Origin of the sequence: Niveibacterium sp. (assembly GCF_041909475.1) — a bacterium.
Taxonomy (GTDB): domain Bacteria; phylum Pseudomonadota; class Gammaproteobacteria; order Burkholderiales; family Rhodocyclaceae; genus Niveibacterium.
This window is the reverse complement of record NZ_JAYRDJ010000002.1, coordinates 53037-72717: the sequence shown is the minus strand read 5'-3', so window position 1 is coordinate 72717 and position 19681 is coordinate 53037. Positions and strand designations below refer to the sequence as shown.

Annotated in this window: 17 protein-coding genes; 8 read left to right on the top strand and 9 right to left on the bottom strand. The window is 66.5% G+C overall.

Going from position 1 to position 19681, the window contains the following annotated elements; translation table 11 throughout:
* Positions 1-170 precede the first annotated feature (170 nt).
* From ACE3P0_RS02555 to ACE3P0_RS02545, 3 genes are all read right to left on the bottom strand, one after another.
* Positions 171-1121: an alpha/beta fold hydrolase gene (locus ACE3P0_RS02555; protein WP_374399511.1), complete on the bottom strand. Its 951-nt coding sequence runs from the start codon at positions 1119-1121 to the stop codon at positions 171-173.
* A 108-nt stretch (positions 1122-1229) separates the two neighbouring features.
* The gene (locus tag ACE3P0_RS02550; protein WP_374399509.1) at positions 1230-2507 is read right to left on the bottom strand and encodes a glycerate kinase; all 1278 of its coding nucleotides are present in this window, start codon (positions 2505-2507) and stop codon (positions 1230-1232) included.
* A 32-nt stretch (positions 2508-2539) separates the two neighbouring features.
* Positions 2540-3409 carry a LysR substrate-binding domain-containing protein gene (locus ACE3P0_RS02545; RefSeq protein ID WP_374399507.1) on the bottom strand — a complete coding sequence of 290 codons (870 nt, stop codon included), beginning with the start codon at positions 3407-3409 and terminating at the stop codon, positions 2540-2542.
* A gap of 52 nt (positions 3410-3461) precedes the next feature.
* Here ACE3P0_RS02545 and ACE3P0_RS02540 point away from each other — a divergent pair, with 52 nt between their 5' ends.
* The 4 genes from ACE3P0_RS02540 (at position 3462) to ACE3P0_RS02525 (ending at position 7155) form a co-directional block, all read left to right on the top strand.
* On the top strand, positions 3462-4358 hold the full coding sequence (locus ACE3P0_RS02540; RefSeq protein ID WP_374399505.1) for a methyltransferase domain-containing protein: 897 nt from the start codon (positions 3462-3464) through the stop codon (positions 4356-4358).
* Entirely contained in the window at positions 4358-5020 is a 663-nt protein-coding gene (locus ACE3P0_RS02535) for a pyrimidine 5'-nucleotidase (protein WP_374399504.1), read from the top strand. Before ACE3P0_RS02540 ends, ACE3P0_RS02535 begins: the two co-directional genes overlap by 1 nt.
* Before the next feature lie 84 nt (positions 5021-5104).
* Entirely contained in the window at positions 5105-6214 is a 1110-nt protein-coding gene (locus ACE3P0_RS02530; protein ID WP_374399502.1) for a DUF2235 domain-containing protein, read from the top strand.
* Positions 6211-7155: a hypothetical protein gene (locus ACE3P0_RS02525; RefSeq protein ID WP_374399500.1), complete on the top strand. Its 945-nt coding sequence runs from the start codon at positions 6211-6213 to the stop codon at positions 7153-7155. The genes ACE3P0_RS02530 and ACE3P0_RS02525 overlap by 4 nt, the downstream gene beginning before the upstream one ends.
* On the opposite strand, the gene ACE3P0_RS02520 is transcribed toward ACE3P0_RS02525, so the two are convergent.
* From ACE3P0_RS02520 to yihA, 3 genes are all read right to left on the bottom strand, one after another.
* A complete protein-coding gene (locus ACE3P0_RS02520) occupies positions 7156-7641 on the bottom strand; it encodes a GNAT family N-acetyltransferase (protein ID WP_374399498.1) in 486 nt (161 codons plus the stop codon).
* Between the two features lie 23 nt (positions 7642-7664).
* Positions 7665-8690, bottom strand: coding sequence for a porphobilinogen synthase (gene hemB / locus ACE3P0_RS02515; RefSeq protein ID WP_374399496.1), 1026 nt, complete (start codon positions 8688-8690; stop codon positions 7665-7667).
* A 132-nt stretch (positions 8691-8822) separates the two neighbouring features.
* On the bottom strand, positions 8823-9473 hold the full coding sequence (gene yihA / locus ACE3P0_RS02510) for a ribosome biogenesis GTP-binding protein YihA/YsxC (protein WP_374399494.1): 651 nt from the start codon (positions 9471-9473) through the stop codon (positions 8823-8825).
* Between the two features lie 138 nt (positions 9474-9611).
* Here yihA and ACE3P0_RS02505 point away from each other — a divergent pair, with 138 nt between their 5' ends.
* From ACE3P0_RS02505 to ACE3P0_RS02490, 4 genes are all read left to right on the top strand, one after another.
* Positions 9612-10241, top strand: a complete 630-nt coding sequence (locus ACE3P0_RS02505; protein WP_374399905.1) for a cytochrome c — start codon at positions 9612-9614, stop codon at positions 10239-10241.
* Positions 10242-10421: 180 nt separating this feature from the next.
* Positions 10422-12449, top strand: a complete 2028-nt coding sequence (locus ACE3P0_RS02500; protein WP_374399492.1) for a cytochrome c biogenesis protein ResB — start codon at positions 10422-10424, stop codon at positions 12447-12449.
* Complete coding sequence (gene ccsB, locus ACE3P0_RS02495) at positions 12446-13591, top strand: c-type cytochrome biogenesis protein CcsB (protein ID WP_374399490.1); 1146 nt, start codon at positions 12446-12448, stop codon at positions 13589-13591. Before ACE3P0_RS02500 ends, ccsB begins: the two co-directional genes overlap by 4 nt.
* Positions 13592-13600: 9 nt before the next feature.
* Positions 13601-14143, top strand: a complete 543-nt coding sequence (locus ACE3P0_RS02490) for a DUF4124 domain-containing protein (protein WP_374399488.1) — start codon at positions 13601-13603, stop codon at positions 14141-14143.
* 6 nt (positions 14144-14149) lie between these two features.
* On the opposite strand, the gene ACE3P0_RS02485 is transcribed toward ACE3P0_RS02490, so the two are convergent.
* Genes ACE3P0_RS02485 through tssM form a run of 3 tightly spaced genes read right to left on the bottom strand, consistent with a single transcriptional unit; the run spans position 14150 to position 19654 of the window.
* Positions 14150-14935 (bottom strand): OmpA family protein, encoded by a 786-nt coding sequence (locus ACE3P0_RS02485; protein ID WP_374399486.1) that lies wholly within the window; start codon positions 14933-14935, stop codon positions 14150-14152.
* Entirely contained in the window at positions 14925-15899 is a 975-nt protein-coding gene (gene tagF / locus ACE3P0_RS02480; protein ID WP_374399484.1) for a type VI secretion system-associated protein TagF, read from the bottom strand. The genes ACE3P0_RS02485 and tagF overlap by 11 nt, the downstream gene beginning before the upstream one ends.
* Positions 15900-15919: 20 nt before the next feature.
* Positions 15920-19654 (bottom strand): type VI secretion system membrane subunit TssM, encoded by a 3735-nt coding sequence (gene tssM, locus ACE3P0_RS02475; RefSeq protein WP_374399482.1) that lies wholly within the window; start codon positions 19652-19654, stop codon positions 15920-15922.
* Between the last annotated feature and the right edge of the window lie 27 nt (positions 19655-19681).

The window sequence follows — 19681 nt, the reverse complement described above, 5'->3', positions numbered from 1 at the left end:
CGCTGGATTCGTAAGCGGCAGTGGTATTGCGGATTATCGGCAGCGCACGCTGCGCGCTTGAGCCCGCAGCGCGCCGTGATCCCCGCTCGCCGTCCAGCATGCTCATCGCCGATAAGCGGCGCACCGGCCAAGCCTCGGCCTGTGCGCTGCTTACCGAGCGAGGTGCAGCGCTACGCGGTGTTCAGCTCGCCAGGCTGCCACGCGAAGCCCGGCGAGCCCGCCTCAGGCGCGGAAAACGCGGTATCGGCATGCAGCCGAACCCGGGCCGCGGCCGCCAACCAGTCGATCACTTCGTCCCAGGCCGAGCGGGGCATCGTCGCGCGGAAGAAGCCGAAGTGTCCAACCTCACGCAGACCCCAATCCTCGGGCGCTCGCAGCGCCAGCTCGGCACTGCCGGGCGTGAAGCGCCGCTGCAACGCGGCCACCGCACTTGCCGGTGCATAGAAATGGTCGTCCGAAATTGCGTACAGGCGAACCGGCGTGCGCATCTGCGCGAAGGTCGTCGCGTGCGGCGCTCCGCGCTCATCGAGGTAGTAGTGCGGGTGGCCACACCAGCGCGCCCACTCCAGCGCAATGCCCGCAGGCAGCGACACGCCGCCCATGAAAATGCCGGGCAAGCGGCCGAAGCTGCGCACCGTGAGCGGCATGCTCAGCGCGGTGATGGCGCGCATCCGCCAGCGCCAGCTGAAGCTTGGCCAGTAGCCCCAGTAGCCGAGTTGCGAGCCAACCGTGACCGCCGCAGCGAGGCGGTCGTTGTTCGGCAGCAGCCCAAGCATCTGCCCGCCAGCCGAATGCCCGACGGCGACGATCGGGTGCCCGGGGGCGATGTCGTGAAGCAGGTCGAGCGCAGCCGGCATGTCCTGCAGGCCCCAGTCGCGGAAGCGCAGCGCGCTGCCGGGCAGCATCGGGTCGACCGAATCACCGATACCGCGATAGTCGAAGCTCAGCACGGTGCAGCCCCGCGCAGCAAGGTGGCGCGCGAAGTTGCGGTAGTAGCGGCGTGGCGCACCGGTGGCACTGCCGATCAGCACCGACAGCCCGGCCGGCGTGTCGGGGTGGAACAGCGTCACCGCGATCGGGTGACCGTCGGGCGCTTCGATGCGGCGTTCTTCTGTCTGCATGGCCGTGGCTCGGTTGTTGGGGGATGCCCGCAGTGTGGAAGCCCCCCGAGCCGGCGACAAACGAGATCGAACACGCGGTCGCATGAACTCAATTCACGCGACGCCCAATCAGAGAATCAGGATCGCGCGAAAGTCGTTCACGTTGGTCAAGGTCGGGCCGGTCACCACCGCATCGCCCAGCGCGCCGAAGAATCCGTGCGCGTCGTTGTCATCCAGGCTCGCCTGCGGCCGCAAGCCGAGCGCTCGGGCGCGCAGCAGCGTGTCAGGCGCGAGCACGGCGCCTGCGATATCGACCATGCCGTCGACGCCATCGGTGTCGCCCGCCAGCGCATGCACCTTCGCCTCGCCGGCAAGCGCGAGGCCCAGTGACAGCAGGAATTCGACGTTGCGCCCGCCGCAGCCTGCGCCACGCACCGTCACGGTCGTCTCACCGCCCGACAGCAGCACGCAGGGCGGCTTGAACGGTTGAGCACGCTGCGCCACCTGGCACGCGATGCCGGCCATTGCCTTGCCCAACTCGCGCGCTTCGCCCTCGATGCTGTCACCGAGGATGTACGGCGTGACGCCGGCCGCACGGGCCACGGCCGCAGCCGCCTCAAGCGCGCGCTGCGGCGTCGCCACGAGCGTTGCCGACGCGCGTGCGAGGCGCGGGTCGCCCGGCTTGATCGATTCGCCGTGGCCGGATTCCAGCACCGCACGCACCGCATCGGGCAGCGCGATCTCGTGGCGTTGCAACACCGCCAGCGCATCGGCGCAGGTACTCGGGTCGGCCACCGTGGGGCCGGATGCGATGTCGCAGGGGTCGTCACCCGGCACGTCGGAGATCAGAAGGCTGACGACCCGCGCCGGGTAACACGCGGCAGCCAGGCGGCCACCCTTGATCGCGGAAAGATGGCGCCGCACGCAGTTGATTTCGCTGATGCTCACGCCGGACTTCAACAGCGCGCGGCTGATCGCCTGTTTGTCAGCGAGCATGACGCCGCTCAGCGGCAAGGGCATCAGCGCGGAACCGCCGCCGGAGATGAGGCACAGCACGGTGTCGTCTGCGCTGAGGCCGCGTACCTTGTCGAGGATGCGCGCGGCCGCAGCCAGGCCGGCGGCGTCCGGCACCGGATGAGCGGCCTCTACGATCTCGATGCGCGTGCAGGGCACGCCGTAGCCCGCGCGGGTGACGACCAAACCTTCGAGCAGCCCGTGCCAATGGGCCTCGACCGCCTGCGCCATCGCGGCCGAAGCCTTGCCCGCCCCCACCACGATCAGGCGCCCGCGCGGGCGTTCGGGCAAATGGGGCGGCACACAGTGTGCCGGCTGCGCGCTGGCGATCGCTGCGTCGAACATCTGCCGCAGCAAGGCACGCGGATCAATCGAGGAAGTCTGGGGTGTCATGGATGACTCGGGGAGGCAATGTCAGCCTGAAGTCATGCGGCAAACAGGGTCTGCAGCCACTGTGCTACGGCCCTCATTGCAGGGCGCTCGGCGTCCGCAGGGCGGCACAGCATCAGGTAGGAAAACGGCGTCGGCATCGGCTCGGCATGCAGCGCCTTGAGGCGGCCCGTTGCGAGCCATCCGGCCGCCACCGGCAAGACCCCCAGCCCCACGCCGAGACCACGTTCGCAGGCCGACAGCAAGGAGCCGTAGCTGTCGAAACTCGGCCCGCGTCGCGGCGCGACGTGCTTCAAGCCCGCCCAGTCGAACCACGCCGACCAGGCCGACGGCAGCTGCGCGATCTGCAGCAGCGCAGCGTCATCCGCAAGCGCCGCCGCATCGAACGCGGGGCTCGCGACCGGCAGCACCGCTACCGACGCCAGCGGCACCACATGCACACCACGGGGTGGCTTGTAGGCCAGGCGCACCGCGATGTCCGCCTCGCCGCGCAGCAGATCGCGCTCTGCCTGCTCGGCCACAACGCGCAGCTCGATCTCCGGATGCGCGCGCTGAAAATCAGCCAGCCGCGGCAGCACGAATTCGGTGCCGATGAAGGTGCCGACCGACATCGTCAGGCGTTCAACGCCGGCGCCGCGGCGCAAATCGTCTGTCGCGTCGCGCAGCGATTCGAGTGCCGCGCGCACTTCGGCAAGGTAGCGCTCGCCCGCATCGGTCAGCGCCAGGCGCCGGTTGTAGCGGTGGAACAGCGGCTGGCCGACAAAGCCTTCCAGCGCCCGCATCTGATGGCTGATCGCCGAGGGCGTGAGATGCAGCACCGCCGCCGCATCCTTGAAGGACAACAGGCTCGATGCGACCTCGAAGGTGTGCAGCACGGCAAGGGGCGGCAGGCGGCGGAATTTCATGCGGCGGATCATGCCCGATGCGGCCGCCGTGGCACAGGTAGAATCCCGCCCCATGACGATCCCGCAGGATTTTTCGCTCGACCGCCTCGCCGCCCGCCACCGCTTCGCACGCAGCGCGCCGCATGCCGACGAGGCCGGCTTCCTTGCGCGCGAAGTCGCGCAACGCATGGCCGAACGGCTGACCTATATCCGCCACGAACCGCGCCGCCTGCTCGATGCCGGTTGCGGCATCGGGCCGGACTTCTCGCTCCTCGGCGAACGCTACCCGCAGGCCGAGCGCATCGGCGTCGACTACGCGCTGCCGCTGGTGCGCATGGCACGCGGTGAGCGCAGCTTCTTCCAGCGCCTGCTCGGCGCCGCACGCGACACCGACCCGCGCCTGATTTGCGGCGACGTGGAAGCGCTGCCGCTGGCACGCGCCTCGGTGCAGATGGTGTGGTCCAACCTGATGCTGAACTGGCTGGCCGACCCGATGCCTGCGATCCGCGAGATGCACCGGGTGCTCGAAGTCGGCGGCATGGTGATGTTCTCGACGCTCGGGCCGGATACGCTGAAGGAACTGCGCGCCGTGATGCCAGCCGGCGCCGGCGAGCGGGTGCACCGGTTCATCGACATGCATGATCTGGGCGACTGCCTCGTCAAGGCCGGTTTCTCGGAACCGGTGATGGATATGGAAACCATCACGCTGACCTATGCCGATCTCGACGGCCTGCTTGCCGACCTGCGCCGCGCCGGCGCCACCAACGTATCGGCGGCCCGCCCGCGCGGCCTTGCCGGCAAAGGCGGCTGGGCACGCGCACGCGCAGCCTATGAGCAATTGCGGCAGAACGGCCGGCTGCCGGCGAGCTTCGAGGTGATCTACGGCCACGCCTGGAAAGCGGCGCCACGCACCAGCGAGGACGGCCGCCCGGTGATCCAGTTCAAACCGCGGCCGGAGCGCGGCGGCTGATGGCGGGCACGCGCTACGCGCAAGCCGCCCGCGTGTGGCTGTTCGATCTCGACAACACGCTGCACGACGCCAGCCCGCATATCTTTCCGCACATCAACCGGTCGATGACCGACTACCTGATGCGCCACCTGCAGCTCGACGAAGCAGCCGCCGACGCGCTGCGCGTCGACTACTGGCATCGCTATGGCGCCACCCTGCTCGGCCTGATGCGCAACCACGGCACCGACCCTGCACACTTTCTGCATGAGACGCATCAGTTTCCGCAGCTGCGCCGCATGCTCGTCTTCAACCGCGCACTCGCCGGCCGCCTGCGGCAACTGCCGGGCCGCAAGGTGCTGTTCTCCAACGCGCCGGCGGCCTATGCGCATGCAGTGCTGCGCGGCATCGGCCTGGAGCGCAGTTTCGAGGCAGTGTTCGGCATCGAGCAGCTCGGCCTGCAACCGAAACCGCAGACCCGCGCCTTCCGCCGCGTACTGCACGCACTGCGCCTGCCCGCACACCGCTGCGTGCTGGTTGAAGACACCCTGCCCAACCTGCGCGCGGCCAAAGCACTGGGCATGGGCACGGTGTGGATCAACCGCGGCAGCGTCCACCCGGCCTGTGTCGACGTGAAGCTGCGCAACATCCTCGATCTGCGTCGCGCCGCCCACCTCGTGCGATAAACACTGCCAAGGCCCGCGTAAGGCTTGCAAATCCATGCCGGGCGTGCCATCAAGAGATTTGGCGCCCATTGTGATCTGACCCTCATGCCCGACTCCGAAGCCCACACGCTCGTCGTCTGCCTCGACGGCACCTGGAACGACGTTGGTTCGCGTACCAACGTCGTACGCTTCTTCGAACAGCTGATGCGCGACGAGCAACAGCTGACCTACTACGACGAAGGCGTCGGCATCCCGGAATCCGCCAAGCGGCGCCGCCGCCTGCACGAACGCATCTTCGGCGGCGCCTTTGGCAGCGGCCTGCTCGACAACGTGATGCAGGCCTATCGCTGGCTGGCGACGCGCTACCGCGACGGCGACCGCATCGCGATCGTCGGCTTCTCGCGCGGCGCCTACACCGCACGGGTGCTGGCCGCCCTGCTTGGCACGCCGGGCTTGCTGCGTGGCGGCGATGCAGCGGCCTTTGATGCCGCGCTCGATGCGGTTACGACTGCGCGCGAAACCCGCAAGCCGCCGGTTCTGCCCGGCAACTGGCGTTGCGAGACGGTGCCGGTCGACTTTCTCGGTGTCTGGGATACCGTCGGTGCGCTGGGCGTGCCCACGCTGAACCTGAGTTGGCCGCCGATCGGCCGCACCCGGCTGCGCTTCGGCAATACGCAATTGCCGGACCATGTGCGCATCGCGCGCCATGCCCTGGCGATCGACGAACATCGGGCCGACTATGCACCGGTGCTGTGGACCTCCGCACGCGACGGCGCCGATGTGCTGCAGGTCTGGTTCCCGGGCTGCCATGCGCAAGTCGGCGGCGGCTACCCAGACGACGCGCTGTGCGAGATCAGCTTGCTATGGATGGCGGCTCAGGCGGCGCCGGTCGTGCGTTTCCGCCAGCATCTGGAAGAGCCCGGCGGCGGCCACTTCGCGCCGCGCCGCCTGCGCCTGGATGGCAGCGAGTACCTGGCACCCACGATAGACGCGTGGCGCGATTTCATCGGCGGCCTCTACCGCCTGTTCTCCCGCCGCCGTCTGCGCCGTATCTGCGTCGAGGGGCTCAACGAAGCGGTGCACAGCGCTGCATGGGACAAGTGGAGCAACGACCCGGATTACCGGCCGCTGAACCTCGCCCACGCCGGACGCGAACAATTGCATTCGGCGAGCGATGCCGACCGCAGCTTTGCCGGGCCGGAGGTGCGCGCATGATGCTCACGATGCTCGATGTGGTGCTGGGGCTGGCGATCCTGTTCGCCGCGCTGTCGGTATTCTGCTCGTCGGTGGTCGAGATGCTCGCGGCGCGAAGCGGGCTGCGCGGGCGCTTCCTGCGCAACAGCCTGTTCCACCTGCTCGGCGAGGAAACCCTCTATCGCCGCCTGCTGCAGCACCCGGCTGTGTCGCATACGGTGCACCACGGCCAGCGCAGCGCCCCCTCCTACCTCGCCACCGAACGCTTCGTCGCGGCGGTGCTGGATCTGATCCCGGCGCGCGCCAACGCGATGGGCATCAGCGGCTTTGCCGAGAAGCCGATGCCCGACAACATGGACCCGGTGGTGGCCGAATTTGCCCGCTCGGCCGCCTTCCTCGGCGAATGCGGCATCGCGGTCGGGGTGCCGCTGTCTCGGCTTGCGATGCGTAACGGCAAATCGCTCGATGATCTGCGCAAGGCGCTCAGCGACTGGTTCGACAGCCAGATGGACCGCACCGGTGGTTGGTACAAGCGCAATGTGCAGCGCCTGCTGTTCGTGGTCGGCCTTGTCGTATCGATCGGCCTGAACGTCGACACCCTGCAGGTCGCGCGCAGCCTCGCACACGACCCGGCGCTGCGGATGCTCGCCAGTTCGCAAGCCTCGCGCATCGCGAGTGAGCGCGAGATCGAACTCAACGCGCTGCTCGATGCAGGCCGCGAGCGCGGCCTGCCGGTTGGCTACAGCTGCCTCGCGGAACCCGATCGCGGCGTTGAGGATTCCACCCGGCTGTGCCTCAAGCAATTCCGCCAGACCAGCTGGCTGGAACGCGCGCTGAAGCTGCTGGGCTTCCTGCTGACGGCGCTGAGCGTGAGTTTCGGTGCGCCTTTCTGGTTCGATCTGCTGCTGAAAGTCAGCAATCTGCGCTCGTCCGGCACGCCGGCCGGCGACAAGAAAGCCTGATCAGGCGGGAATGGCGCGCGCCTTCACGCGCGCGCCCACGCCGTAGCTGCGGTCCAGCACGACGCCCGGAAGCGGCTTCCAGCCAAGCCGCTGCCAGAAGCTCACCGCGTTCACCAGCGCAACAAGCCGGATCTCGCCAAAGCCGTCGCGGCGCCCCTGCTTCTCAAGGGCTGCGATCAGCGCAGCGGCAGCACCCGCGCCGCGCGCTTCCGGCAGCACCGCCAGATCGTGCAGAAACAGATGATCGGCCTGCGCCAGTTTCGACAGCGGGTGGTGCAGCACCGGCGGCGGCCCGGCCCAAGGGTGGGCGAGCAGATAGGCCACGGCATGGTGGCCCCGTTCGGCGACGAAGCAGGTCTTGCGGCCTCGTTCGAAGCGGCTTGCCAGCGCAGTGCGGGATTCGTGGTAATCCGGGGTGTGCGCCCGGCATTGCAAATCAAACACCGGGTCGAGATCACCCGGTGTCATCGGCCTTACATGAAGCATCTGAGTCTTTTGTCGGCGCCGCTTTAGCCTGCCGCGTCTTCCTTCAGCCAGCGGGCCGCGTCGAGCGCGAAGTAAGTGAGGATGCCATCGGCCCCGGCGCGCTTGAACGCCAGCAGCGCTTCGAGCACACAGGCACGCTCGTTGAGCCAGCCGTTCTGCACAGCCGCCTTGAGCATCGCGTACTCGCCGCTGACCTGATACGCGTAGGTCGGCACCTGCAACTCGGTCTTTACGCGGCGCACGATGTCGAGGTAAGGCATGCCGGGCTTCACCATGAACATGTCGGCGCCCTCCGCGATGTCCAGCGCCACTTCGCGGATCGCCTCGTCGGTGTTGGCCGGATCCATCTGGTAGGTGTACTTGTTGCCCTTGCCGAGATTGCCGGCCGAGCCAACCGCATCGCGGAACGGGCCGTAGAAACTCGATGCGTACTTGGCCGAGTAGGCCAGGATGCGGGTGTGGATATGGCCATTTGCTTCCAGCGCGGCGCGGATGCGGCCGATGCGGCCGTCCATCATGTCGGACGGCGCCACCACGTCAGCCCCCGCCTGAGCATGGCAGAGCGCCTGCTTTTCGAGTGCAGCGAGCGTCTCGTCGTTCATCACATAGCCGCGCGGGTCGGCAGCGTCGATCAGGCCGTCCTGGCCGTGGCTGGTGTAAGGGTCGAGCGCCACGTCGGTGATCACGCCGAGTTCCGGGAAACGCGCCTTGAGCGCCTGCACCACGCGCGGCACGAGGCCGTCCGGGTTCCAGGCCTCGGCCGCATCAGCCGACTTCTTGTCGGCCCCCACCACCGGGAACAGCGCGAGCGCCGGCACACCGAGCGATACCGCCTCTTCCGCCACGCGCAGCAGGTTGTCGAGCGACACGCGCGATACGCCGGGCATGGACGCAACCGGCTCGGTCGCCCCCGATCCTTCGAGCACAAACACCGGGTAGATCAAGTCGTCGGCCGACAAGCGATGCTCGCGCATCAGGCGGCGGGAGAAGTCATCGCGGCGCATGCGACGCATGCGGATGTTCGGAAACTGGGATTGCGCAGCGGTCATTGTGGTTCTGGCGAAGAAAGGTTGAGCAATTTTCTCAGGAACTATTCGCGGGGATGGACTATCACAGACAGTGGATGGTGCCCAACCGTCTCCCGCTTCACCTCCCTGAGCGGGTGCCTGTTGCCAGGCGTTCTACCCCCGGCCCGAATCCCCTTCCGCCGGGGGTTTTTCTTGGTCCGGGTCCGGAATCAGCGATTCGAGCCAGTTGGTCACCACACGCTCAGCCTCTTCCATGCCTGTCTTCTTCAGGCTGGAGAAGAGCTGCGCGGTCACCGCTGGCCCCCACTGTGCCAGTTCGCGCCGCACGTCCATCAACGTCTGCGCCGCGGGCCCGCGGGTGAGCTTGTCGGACTTCGTCAGCAGGATATGCACCGGGCGGCCGGAGGGCGTGAACCAGTCCAGCAGCTGGCGATCCAGATGCGTGAGCGGATGGCGCGAATCCATGATGTGAATGAGGCCGATCACATTGGGCCGCCGCGTCAGGTACTTCTCCAGCAGATCTTGCCACTGGCGGCGGATCGGCTCCGGCACCTGTGCGTAACCGAAGCCCGGCAAGTCGACCAAGGCCACCCCCGACGGCAGGCGGAAAAAGTTGATCAGCTGCGTGCGCCCTGGCGTCTTCGACACAAAAGCCAGGCGGTTATGCCCGACCAAGGTGTTGATGGCACTGGACTTTCCGGCGTTGGAGCGCCCGACGAAGGCGATTTCGGGCTCGGACGAATCCGGCAAAGCATTCGGCTTGGCGAAGGATGTCTCGAAACGGGCGTGGCGGAAAATTGACATGGATCGGGCCGGAAATGGCCAAGCCGCCGACGGGCACGAGATTGTGCGGCAGGCGGTACATGGCGGTGCAGCGTGGGGCTGTATTAGAATATCAGGTTTGAAGACCGACACGGGTTTGAGGGGACCATGTTGAAGCCGATTCTCGGGCACGCACTGATTCTGAGCCTGCTTGCCACAACGCAAGCCTTTGCCGCTGACGCGGCCGCCAAACCGGACCTCGCCAAGGCGAAGCAGACCGTGGAAACCGTTTGCGTAGCCTGTCACGGCGCCGATGGCAACAGCACGATCCCGCAGAACCCGAAGCTGGCCGGCCAGCACTGGGAATACCTGTACAAGCAGCTGCGCAACTTCAAGTCGTGGGACGGCAAGCCGGCCGAGCGCGCCAATCCGGTTATGGGGGGCATGACCGCAGCACTCGAAGATGCCGACATGAAAGCGCTGGCGCTGTACTTCTCCGGCCAGAAGCTCACGCTTGGGCAAGCCAAGGACCGCAAGAGCGTGGAAGCCGGCCAGAAGATCTGGCGCGGCGGCATCGCCGCCAAGGGCGTACCGGCCTGCGCCGGTTGCCATGGCCCGGCGGGTGCCGGTCTGCCGGCGCAATACCCGGCGCTGCATGGCCAGCACTTCGAATACACCGAAGCGCAGTTGAAGGCCTTCCGTGCCGGCGAACGCGCCAACGATCCGAACAGGATGATGCAGACGATCGCGTTGAAGCTGACCGACGTCGAAATCAAGGCGGTTTCGGACTACATCGCCGGCCTGCGCTGATCCAGCGGTTCCGGATCTTGGAGAAAGGGGTGGAGCAATCCGCCCCTTTTTCTATTCTGGCTTCGGGAAAGCGCCGTCCGGCCGGGCCAGCGACACCGGCCAATCCGCGGGCAAGGGGGAACCTTCCTGCTTGCCAATGCTCAAGGTGATGGGCGCGGCATGCGCCGCAGACTGCACGCAATGAAAAAAACCTCCAACGCCCGCGCGCTGTACGAGCTGTTCAGCTCGATGCGCTTTGCGATCAGCCTGCTGACGATCCTCGCGATCGCGTCGGTGATCGGCACGGTGCTCAAGCAGAACGAGCCGTACAACGCCTACCTGAACCAGTTCGGTCCGTTCTGGTTCCCGATTTTCGAGAAACTCGGGCTGTACGCCGTTTACAACGCGAGCTGGTTTCTCGCGATCCTGTGTTTTCTGGTGCTATCGACGAGCGCCTGCATCCTGCGCCAAAGCAAACCCATGCTGCGCGAGATGCACGCCTTCAAGGAACACGCGCGCGAAACCTCGCTACGGCTGTTCAAGCTCCACGCGGAAGCCACCGCAGGCCATGCGCCAACGCGTGCAGACGCTGAAGCCTATCTCGCCCGCAACGGCTTCCAGACCCGCATTGCGGAACGTGACGACGGCGTGCTGATTGCCGCCAAGCGCGGCAGCTGGAGCCGCGTCGGCTACTTCTTCGCGCACGGAGGCCTGGTGGTGATCTGTGTCGGCGGCCTGCTGGACGGCAACCTGCCGCTGCGTTTGCAGATGTGGTTGGGCGACAAGCAGGCGACGCAGGCGGACCAGCAGATCGCAGACATCCCCGCCCGGAGCCGGCTCGCAGAAGACAACTGGAGCTACCGCGGCAACGTCTTCATCCCGGAGGGCAAGTCAGCGAGCGTAGCGGTGCTGCGCGAAGGCGACGGGATACTGCTGCAGGAGCTGCCTTTCACGGTGTCGCTGCAGAAGTTCCACATCGAACACTACGACACCGGTCAGCCCAAGCGCTTCGCCAGCGACATCATCGTGACCGACAAGCGCAGCGGCAAATCCGAACGCCGCACGATCGATGTAAACAAGCCCTTCGAGACGCACGGCGTCACGCTCTACCAAGCGAGCTTCGACGACGGTGGCAGCCGGCTCACGCTGCGGTTGCGTAACCTCGCCGCGGGCGACGACACGCCCGTCGAGATCACCGGCGTCGTCGGCGAACGCGGCGACCTCAAAGGACCAGGCTATGCCTACAGCGTCGAATTCACCGACTTTCGCGCGATCAACGTGGAGACGATGGGTGAAGCGCCCGCCGCGCGCAGCGGACTCGCGGGCCTGAACGATCGGCTCGGCAGCGGTGCCCGCAACGCTGCTCACAAGAACCAGCACAACATCGGCCCGAGCTTCACCTACAAACTGCGCGACAGCGCCGGCCAAGCGATCGAGTTCATGAACTACATGCTGCCAGTGGAGCAGGATGGTCGCTGGTTCCTGCTTGCTGGCATCCGCGAGGACGCCGCAGAGGGCTTCCGTTACCTGCGCATCCCGATCGACGAAGACGGTCGCGTCGACACCTGGTACGCCGTGCGCCAGCGCTTGCTGGACAAATCGACCCAGGCAACGCTGGCGAAGCGCTTCGCCAGGCGGGCGTCGGGCGGCGCCGAGAACGCCACGCAGCGGCTTGAGGAAACCTCGCTGCGTACCCTGCAGCTGTTTTCCGACAAGGGTTTCGAGTCGCTCGGCGCCTTCATCGACAAGAGCATTCCGAAGGCGGAGCAGGAGCGCGCCGCCGGCATCTTCCTGCAAGTGCTCGAAGGCATCGCGTGGGAGGCGATGTTGATGGTGCGCGAACAAGCAGGCCAGCCTGCGATCGAAGCCAACGCGGCACGCGCGCAATACGCCCGCGACGTCCTCAAGGCCATCGGCGATGCCTTCCATTACAACGCGCCGCTGATCCTGCAACTCGACAGTTATGAGCAGGTACAGGCGACCGTGCTGCAAGCCACCCGCTCACCCGGCAAGAAGTGGGTCTTCCTTGGCTCACTCTTGCTCACGCTGGGTGTGTTCGCCATGCTTTACGTGCGCGAGCGGCGCCTGTTCCTGCTGTTGCGGCGCGACGGCTCGGCACTGCTTGCGATGAGCGCCAACCGCGTGTCGATGGACGTAGAACAGGAATTTTTGCGTCATCGCGACGCCTTGCTGGGCAGCAAAGCGGCTGCCGGAGACCTTGCACTATGACCGACCTCGCCCAATCCCTATCGACTCAGCCGCGGCTGCGCCCGATCGCTGCCGGTGACTGGCTGGCCGCGCTGGTGCTGGCACTAGGCGCAGCCTTCGCGTGGCGCCAGTACGGCAGCTACATGGATGTTTACGAGAAAGCGATCCTGCTGCTGACGGTTCCTGCCCTCGCGCTGCTGGGCTGGCATTGGCACGGCCTGCGCAATCTGCTCGCCGCGACCGCCTGCGCCGCCTTGCTCGGAATCGGCTTGTACCAGCACGATCTGGCGCGGGCCGAGCAGGTCTTCTGGCTCAAATACTTCTTCAGCAGCCAGACCGCCATTGCATGGATGAGTGCGCTGGTGTTCTTCTCAACCGGCGCGTTCTGGCTCGGGCTGCTCGCGCGCGCGCCATTTGCAGAGCGCGTCGGCACGGCGCTCAGTTGGGTCGCAGCAGGGGCTGGCCTCACTGGCTTGCTGGTCCGCTGGTATGAGAGCTACCTGATCGGCCCCGATGTCGGCCACATCCCGGTGTCGAACCTCTACGAAGTGTTCGTGCTGTTCATCATTCTGACCACTCTGCTCTATCTGTACTACGCGCGTCACTATGCGACGAACCGGCTCGGCGCCTTCGTATTGCCGGTGGTCGCCGCGGCGGTCGGCTTTCTGCTTTGGTACAGCTTCAGCCGCGACGCCCACGAGATCCAGCCGCTGATTCCGGCGCTGCAGTCGTACTGGATGAAGATCCATGTGCCGGCGAACTTCGTCGGCTATGGCGCCTTCGCGCTCGCATCGATGGTCGGCGTCGCCTACCTGTGCGCATCGCGCGGCGTGCTGGCGAGCCGGCTGCCCAGCATCGAGCTGCTGGACGATCTGATGTACCGCGCCATCGGCATCGGCTTCGCCTTCTTCACGGTCGCGACAATCCTCGGTGCGCTGTGGGCGGCCGAGGCTTGGGGCACGTACTGGCAGTGGGATCCGAAAGAGACCTGGGCGCTCATCGTCTGGCTCAACTATGCCGCTTGGTTACACATGCGGCTCACCAAGGGATTGCGTGGTGCCGTGCTGGCTTGGTGGGCCATCATCGGGCTGCTCGTCACCAGTTTCGCCTTCCTCGGCGTTAACATGTTCCTGTCGGGCCTGCATTCCTACGGCTCGCTTTGAGCAACGACCATGCGCGCAACTGCCACCCTGCTTCTGCTTGCCTTGCTGGCGCCGAGCCTTGCGCAGGCAGAAGTGTGGAAGTGGACCGACAGTGATGGTCAAACGCACTACGGCGACAGCCCGCCGTCAGGCGTCAAGGCAAGCAAGGTTGGAGACGCTGGCGTCTCGGTCATCCCGGCGTCGCCACAGCCAGACGCGGCGCCAGCCCCCGCCCAGCCGAGTGCTCCGAAACACGCTCCTGCCGCCGAAAAGGCTGCGGTCGGCGGCGGCAGTGTGGACGCCGCCGCAGAGCGGGAGGCCAAACGTCGGCGCATGATCGAACGCTGTGAGCGGGAACGCGGCGTCGATTGCGAAGATGCGGTTGATGGCATGCTCGATGGCACGCCTCCCCCTGCGCGCAGTGTGATCGAGGGGCCGGTGTGGATCGCCCCTCCCACCCATCCGCCACACAAACCACGGCCTCCGGTCAAGCCGAAGCCCAAACCTGTGACGACGGATGACCCGCTGAATTACCCGATGGCGCCGTTCCCGAAACCCGTAAAACGCAAGTAGCCTGCGCTACTGGGCAAGCACACGGAACTCGATGCGCCGATTACGCGCACGGCCCTCCGGCGTGGCATTCGACGCAACCGGGCGATCCGGTCCCATACCGGTGGTGCTCAACATGCCCTGCTCCGCGCCCTTGGCCACCAGGTAGCGCTGTACCTCATTCGCCCGAGCCTGAGACAGCGCGAGATTGCTGGTACGCGAACCGTCGCTGTCCGTGTGGCCGATGATCTCCACGCGACGACCACGGACGCTCAGCAGCGCCTTCGCCATTTCGTCGAGGATCACCTGACCGGCGGGCGTCAGCGTCGCCTTGCCGCTCTCGAATTCCACAATCCGGTTACCGAGGGTTTCATCGAGCAACTGCTGCTCACCCGCCGCCACGGCCAGACCGTTCTTCACGACGAACTGGTTGTTGAAGCCGCTGGCAACATCGCTGGCGACGGTCTTGCGCTGCGCGTCGCTCGACACCGTGCCGTTGAGCGCAACCTGCGTGCCATCGACACTCAGGCTACCGGCACTCACGGTCTTGAGCTGCGGCCCGATCGAGCGTTGCACCTGCTCGGCCCAGCGCGGCGGCGCGACGACGCCGCCAACCGTGATCTGATCGACCACCCGCGCCGCGCCGAACACTTCACGCAGGCGCGCGAGAATCGCAGCCTTCGACGCATCGTCCGGCACCGCGCCAGTCGCCACGATGGGCGCTTCCTGCGCAACCGTCGCCGAGGCCACTGCCGCCCCGGCAAAGGCGAACCCAGCCAAGAGCACGGCGCCCAGTCGCAGCGTCCTAACGCCCATGGAAGGCCTCGCCGAAAGTGTCTGCGGCCTGACGCAGGGACAGGCGCGGGATGTCGAGATAGCTCGCAAGCTTGCGAATCGCATAGTCGTTGTCCAGATAGTCTTCGACCCACTCTGCATCGCAGACGTTGATCAAGTATTCCTGCGCCGCCGTCGCGGACAGCAAGGCTTCGAGCGCACGCGCATCCGCGCCAGCAAAACTCAGCATCAGTTCAGGCCGCCCGCCGCGATGCACATTGAAGGCGCCCACTTCGAAATCCGAACGGGCGAGGAAAGGCGCCACCGCCGCCACCCACCAAGTGGCCACGACCTGGCGCGCATCACCTTCGGCCGGTAGCGGCAGCACCAGGCCTCGCTGCAAGCGGGCGCTGGCTTGCGTCAGAAGCGGCTCCAGCAACAGGCCAAGTGCGAGCACGCTGCGGCGCAGGACAAGCGGATGGCCCGCTTCGCGCAACCGCCGTTCAACATCGGCAAGCGTGAGGCGGTCGTAGTCGGGCATCAACGCGTCGGCACGCCCCAACAGGGGGGGTGAAAATTCGATCGCGGCGAGCTCATCCAGCGCGGCGCGAGGGTCCTCGGCCGCAAGTGCGGCATCCATCGCCGTGGCGAGTTGTCGCCAGACCGCGTCGAAACAGGCCGGGAACTCCGCCATCAGTCCGATCGGCGACTCGGTCGGCAGCGCGACCGCAGCGATGAACGGGAAGCGCCGCTGAGACGCGTCCTGACTGGGGACAAGCCGCCCCGCCAGCGCGACCGGACTGCGTGCGCCAAGGAACACGAAATCGACAGGCGTGCAGCGGTCGTAGGCCGACTTCCAGCCCGCATCGCTGCCCGCCAGTTCAAGCCCGTGGGCGACCCATGCATCGAGCGGGTCCAGGATCGCAGTGCCGTTGCTGCTGCGCACGAAATCCGCGCGGCCGGGCAGTTTCCCGAAATAGCAGACGCGTCCGGCAAGATCGGTCATTCGCATCGCGACCGTTCCCCTCAAGCGCCGCCGCCGGCAACCGCCGCCGGCAGCTTGATGCCGAGCAGGCCGGATTTCTGCGGCGCGCTCGCGTTCGCCGAGGTATCCGCCTGCGCGCTGCTGACGATGCGCAGATTCACCGTCACCGCCACACCGTTGTTGGTCCAGGTCATCTCGAACGTGCCATCGCTGCGACGCTTCTTCTGTGCGGTATTGATCAGGCGCTCCAGGCCCGCCGCCCCCGGCTGGCTGGCAACCTCGACCGTGCGCCCGTCGTAGGCGACCGCCGTGATGCGGGCGCCCGGCGCCCCCTTGCCTGAAGGCCATACGAAATTGGCCCAGTCCTGCACGCCCATGCGGTAACGCAACACCTGGCCGTCGATCTCGATGGAGTACTCGGTGACGCCGGACACCGGCTGCGGCTGGATCTGGAACACCGTCTGCGGCGTGCCCGCACCCGCGGCATCACCGTTGGAACCCGATGCGGCCCCGGCAACCGGCGCGACGAATCGCGCGAAATTGTCGGCAAACTCGGGCGCGAGTTTCACGCCCATGTCGGCCCAGGTCCGCGCTGCTAGGGTGTCGCCGCGGCGAACGACAAGCGGCCCCATCGAGGTCTGTACGAACTTCGACACCGCGCCCTCGGGGCCGAACACCTGTGCAATTTCGCCGGCGCCGGCTTCGACGCGCGCGTTCTGCGTGAAGGGGTATTTCTCGGCCAGGCTGCGCATGAAGGGGTCGTAGACCTGCGCCGCCCAGGTGCGATTGAGTTCGGTCTCGGCCGGCTTGACGATCACCGCGAACGCCATCATCAAGGGGCGCACCAGCATCGGGCGAATCGTGCCGCGCGCCGAATCCGGGATCGACGCGAGCACCTGCTCATCGACCTGCCGCAGCGCGTCGGAGAGTTCCGAACCAGAGCCCTCAAGCGTCTGCATCATCAGTTGGCGCGCGGCCGGACCAGCGTCACCGGCCGTCTTCATCTGGTTGAAACGCGAACGCACCTTGGCGAGCGACTGCAGATAGCCCTTGAGCAAGGAGCCGTCGCGCGCGTCCGGCCGCTCCACGACGAGATTGGCAATCGCCGCGAACTCGCGCCCCACTGGCCCCATCGGGATCTCGCTCTTGCCCGCCGACACGTTGAGCGTGACCTGCGCCGGCGACTGCCGCAGGATCGTCTGCTTGAACCACTCGACGAAGCCGCTCTGCGCCTTCGCCAGGCTGTCGTTCAACAGCGAAGGGTTATCCCACGACGTCTGCCGATAAACCGTATCGAGGACCTTGCCGATCGGCGAATTGACCGGGTCGCCAAGGCGATTGAGCTGTTTGACGGCATCGTCGAAGCTGGCGAAGTCGGCCACCGTCACGCCCTGCAGGAACTTTTTCCACTCGGCGGCGTAGTCGGTCTTGTACATCAGGGTCAGCGCCTTCTGGATCTGCTCCGGGCTCCCCTCAAGCGACAGATCATCCCGAGCGGCAGTCTTCAGCACCCAGTCGGTGCTTTGCAGCTCCTTGCTGGCAGCTTCCTTGATCGCCGCCTCGACATAGCCTTCCCACGCCTCGCGGGTGAATGTACCGGGGATCGCGTGGCTGCCGGCCACGAGATCGCGCGCCTCGTCCCCGACGATGCGCGCCACCGTCGTCGACGGGAAGCGCGTCGCGGCACGCGCCTTGATCTGCGCGTACACGCGCTCACGCGCCGGCTGCCCCTTCACCACCTTACGCAGCACATCACGCGTCTGGTCGACCAGCGCAAGCCGGGTTTCAACCAAGGGGAAGTCCGGTCGCGCGCTTTGCGCGACAACGAAGGCGAGCATCCGTTCAGCCGAGCGGATCATCCGCTCGCGCGGCATCTCGCCACGGTTGTTCTCCAGCCAGTTGCGCCAGAAGCGCGCCAGTTGATCGTTCAGGTGACCCGGCTCGATATGCTCGCGGCTACCCAGCATCAGGTAGGTCTTGAGCGCGTTGTAGGCGTCCTGCACATCTGTCGGCGAAGCGTCGCGATACGGCTGGGCGCTCGCATCCGGTCGTGCGGCAACCTTCTCGGTGGCGCCCGGCTGCGCAGGCGACAGCTCGGCACTGCGGCGATTGACCTCCGCCAGATAGCTCTCGATCGATTCGGCGACCGGCTTCAACAGAATCTGTCGCACACCATGAAAGTACTCGGCGCGCAGCTTGGCCTCAAGCATGTCGCCCTGATACAGCCCGAAGCCGAGCCCCGCTGGCCGGTCCTCGCGATAGCGTTCGAGCTGTTCGATGCGATCCTGCATCAACTCCAGCGCTTCGACGCGCGACGCGAGATCCTGCCGGCCCTCCTGCAGGCGCACCGCCTTCGTCAGGTCCGCCTGCACATGCGATACGAGGCGCTCGTTCGACACATAGGACCAGGCCAGCGCACCCAGCACCAGTCCGAAGCCCACTACCGATGCCGCGAAAGCCACAGCCCGCATGCGGGTACGCGTGCGGCTCGCGTATTGCCGCACCAAGGCACGGTCGGCAAAGATCACCTTGGAGAACAGGTCACGCAGGAAGAAGCCGCCCTGCGAGGACACGGGCATCTCGACGGCGGGCGCCAGCTTGAGGCCGAACCGGTCGGCAATGCGCTCGCTCGACGTGCCGGCCGCGCGGCCCTCCTGCAACGCACTGGTGAAGTAGAAACCGCGGAAGATCGGCTTGAACTGGAAGGGGTTGTCCTCGAACAGCGTCGCGACGAACGCGCGCAGCGCGGGGCGCACCGCCGAGAACTCCAGCGGAAAAGTCAGCACCCCCGCGCCCAGCTTCTCACCGCGATAGAGCGCCATGCGGGCGACCGATTGTTCGCGCAAGCCCTCGTACAGTCGGTCGAAATGTTCGTCGAAGCGCCCTACCGGATCGGCCGATCCGTCGGCGTCGTAGGCCAGCGTGGCCCCCCACACCCGTGCGCGCTCGGCCGCGTCGCAATCGTCGAAGAACTCGGCGAAACCGGCAATCAGGTCCACCTTGGTGAACACGATGTACACCGGCGCGAACACTTCGAGTTCGGCCGTCAGCTCCTGAACGCGTGCGCGGATCTGCTTGGCGAGCTTGATGCCGTATTCGGGGCGGTTCTGCGTCAGCTCCTGCACGCTGGCCGCGACAACGATGCCGTTGATCGGCGCCTTCGGGCGGTGACGTTTGAGCAGATGCAGGAAGCCGAGCCATTCGCCGCGGTCCTCGTCTTCCACGGCATAGCGCCCCGCGGTGTCAAGCAAGATGCCTTCGGTCGTGAAGAACCAGTCGCAGTTGCGCGTGCCACCGATCCCCTGAATGATGCTGCCGCCCTGATCCGCAAAAGGGAACTGCAAGCCGGAGTTCACCACCGCCGAACTCTTGCCGGCCGCGGGGTTGCCGATCACCATGTACCACGGCAGTTCGTAGAGTGCGGCACGCCCCGACAGCTCGCCGAGCTTCGAGCCCTTGATCGTCGCGATCGCCTCACCCATCCGGCGGCGCAGCACGTCGACCTCACCGCGCTTGGAAGGTGTCGCGCGCGACACTGCGCGTTCCGACTCCTGCGTCAGCATCTGTGTCAGTGCTGCGGCCTCGCGTGCAGCCCGCCGGCGCCGGAGCATCCAACCACCGAGCACAACGAGCCCGATCAGCGCAATCGCGACAACTGCCCACCACATCGCCAGCTTGAGCGTATGGGCGGAGAGCAGCAGGAAGACACTCGCAAGCAAGAGCGCGAGGACCGTCAGGGTCCTGCTGTCAGTAAGGAAATTCCAGAATCCACGCATGGTTTGGGTCGTCGCAGTGTGGCCAGC